The organism is Inquilinus limosus (genome assembly GCF_002195995.1).
Taxonomy (GTDB): domain Bacteria; phylum Pseudomonadota; class Alphaproteobacteria; order DSM-16000; family Inquilinaceae; genus Inquilinus; species Inquilinus limosus_C.
Genome location: NZ_NHON01000203.1, coordinates 1 through 2,390, shown reverse-complemented (window position 1 = coordinate 2,390; position 2,390 = coordinate 1). Strand labels below are relative to the sequence as shown.

Sequence of the window (2,390 nt, the reverse complement as noted above, 5' to 3'; positions counted from 1 at the left end):
TTCCCGGCCCGCTTGGGCCGGGAGGGTGAGGGGGCGGGCCGGGAACGGTCGATCCATCAACGGGAACCTGTGAGACCGCCATGCCGCGCTTCGCCGCCAACCTCACCATGCTCTTCAACGAGCATCCGTTCCTCGACCGCTTCGGCCGCGCCGCCGAGGCCGGCTTCGCCGGGGTCGAGTACCTGTTCCCCTATCCCTACCCCAAGGAGGAGCTGGCCGAGCGGCTGCAGCGCCACGGCCTGACCCAGGTGCTGCACAACCTGCCAGCCGGCGACTGGGCCAAGGGCGAGCGCGGCATCGCCTGCCTGCCTGACCGCAAGGGCGAATTCCAGGACGGGGTCGGCCAGGCCATCGACTACGCCACCGCGCTGGGCTGCACCCGGGTCAACTGCCTGGCCGGCAAGCGGCCGGCGGGGGTGGCCGAGACGGTGCTGGGCGACACGCTGGTCGACAATCTGCGCTTCGCCGCCAAGGCGCTGGGCGAGGCCGGCATCACCCTGCTGGTCGAGCCGATCAACACCCGCGACATCCCGGGCTTCTTCCTCAGCGGATCGCAGCAGACGCTCGACGTGCTCGACGCGGTCGAGGCGCCGAACACGAAGCTGCAATACGACATCTATCACATGCAGGTGATGGAGGGGGATCTGGGACCGACGCTGCAGGCGCTGATGTCCCGCATCGGCCACATCCAGGTCGCCGACAATCCCGGCCGGCACGAGCCGGGCACCGGCGAGATCCACTATCCCTTCCTGTTCCGCCTGCTCGACGCGCTCGGCTATGCCGGCTGGGTCGGCGCCGAATACGTGCCGCAGGCGGGTACCGAGGCCGGGCTGGAGTGGTTCGCGCCGCATCGGGCCCGGACGGCTGTGCCGGCCTGAGCCATTCCCCCTCACCCTCCCGCCGCCAACGCGGCGGGCCCCTCCCTCTCCCCGAGGAGAGGGGAACAAGGGCCGCACTCCCTTCACCTCTCCTTGGGGAGAGGTCGAAATCGCACAGCGATTTCGGGTGAGGGGGCGAGAGCCGGCCCCTGTCTTCTCACAGGAGTTCGTCATGAACGTCGCCTTCATCGGCCTCGGCATCATGGGCCGCCCCATGGCCGGCCACCTGATCGCCGCCGGGCACAGCCTCTTCCTCCATGACATCACCGGCGTGCCGGAGGAGCTGGCGGCCAAGGCCACGGCCGTCTCCTCCGCCGCCGAGGCGGCGCGGCGGGCCGACATCGTCATCACCATGGTGCCTGACACGCCGCATGTCGAGGCCGCGCTGTTCGGCCCCGGCGGCGTCGCCGAGGGGCTGTCGCCCGGCAAGGTCGTGGTCGATATGAGCTCGATCTCGCCGATCGCCACCAAGGGCTTCGCCGAGAAGGTCAACGCGCTGGGCTGCGACTATCTCGACGCCCCGGTCTCGGGCGGCGAGGTCGGCGCCAAGGCCGCCAGCCTGACCATCATGGTCGGCGGGCCGCAGGCCGCCTTCGACCGGGTGAAGCCGCTGTTCGAGGCGATGGGCAAGAACGTCACCCTGGTCGGCGGCAATGGCGACGGCCAGACCACCAAGGTCGCCAACCAGATCATCGTCGCCCTGACCATCGAGGCGGTGGCCGAGGCGCTGCTGTTCGCCGCCAAGGCCGGCGCCGACCCGGCCCGGGTGCGGCAGGCGCTGATGGGCGGATTCGCCGCCTCGCGCATCCTCGAGGTGCATGGCGAGCGCATGATCCAGCGCAACTTCGCGCCCGGCTTCCGCATCGCCCTGCACCAGAAGGACCTGGCGCTGGCGCTGGACGGTGCCCGGTCCCTGGGCGTGCCGCTGCCGAACACCGCGGCGACGCAGCAGCTGCTGCACGCCGCCATCGCCCAGGGCGGCGCCGCCTGGGACCATTCCGCCATCCTCAAGGTGCTGGAGCGCCAGGCCGATTTCGAGATCGCCGGCCCGGCGGCGCAGCAGGACGCGGCGTGACGTTCTGAACCGTCATTGCGAGGAGGCGAAGCCGACGAAGCAATCCAGGGGCCATGCCAAATGGCCCTGGATTGCTTCGCTGCGCTCGCAATGACGGTAATGAGCGCGGTTGGCTTTGAAGCTCTTTCAAATCCTCACGCACCTCCCCTCCCTTCCCCCGGCTGCTAGAGCGGGATGAATTTATCTGAGGTCATAACCGGCCTGGGCGAAGAAGTTGCGGCACTGTGGCGGGGTGACAGTGTCGAGGATGGAGGCGATGGCGTCGCAGATAGCGTCGGGGTTGCGTCGAGCGGCCTTGCGCAGGAGGTGCTTGAGGTCATAACCGGCCTGGGCGAAGAAGTTGCGGCACTGTGGCGGGGTGACAGTGTCGAGGATGGAGGCGATGGCGTCGCAGATAGCGTCGGGGTTGCGTCGAGCGGCCTTGCGCAGGAGGTGCT

Annotated in this window: 2 protein-coding genes and 1 pseudogene; 2 read left to right on the top strand and 1 reads right to left on the bottom strand. The window is 69.3% G+C overall.

Features of this window, described 5'->3' with window-relative positions:
- The first annotated feature begins 80 nt into the window (after positions 1–80).
- Positions 81–878 carry a hydroxypyruvate isomerase gene (hyi, locus tag BWR60_RS35890; RefSeq protein ID WP_088158123.1) on the top strand — a complete coding sequence of 266 codons (798 nt, stop codon included), beginning with the start codon at positions 81–83 and terminating at the stop codon, positions 876–878.
- Between the two features lie 172 nt (positions 879–1,050).
- Positions 1,051–1,953: a 2-hydroxy-3-oxopropionate reductase gene (locus tag BWR60_RS35885; RefSeq protein ID WP_088158121.1), complete on the top strand. Its 903-nt coding sequence runs from the start codon at positions 1,051–1,053 to the stop codon at positions 1,951–1,953.
- Between the two features lie 180 nt (positions 1,954–2,133).
- On the opposite strand, the pseudogene BWR60_RS37520 reads toward BWR60_RS35885, so the two are convergent.
- A pseudogene (locus tag BWR60_RS37520) lies at positions 2,134–2,390 on the bottom strand (hypothetical protein); the annotation flags it as partial.

What these genes read in the sequence shown, in the direction of transcription:
- BWR60_RS35885 (WP_088158121.1), top strand. Translation starts at nt 1,051, where the DNA reads ATGAACGTCGCCTTCATCGGCCTCGGCATCATGGGCCGCCCCATGGCC.
- hyi (WP_088158123.1), top strand. Translation starts at nt 81, where the DNA reads ATGCCGCGCTTCGCCGCCAACCTCACCATGCTCTTCAACGAGCATCCG.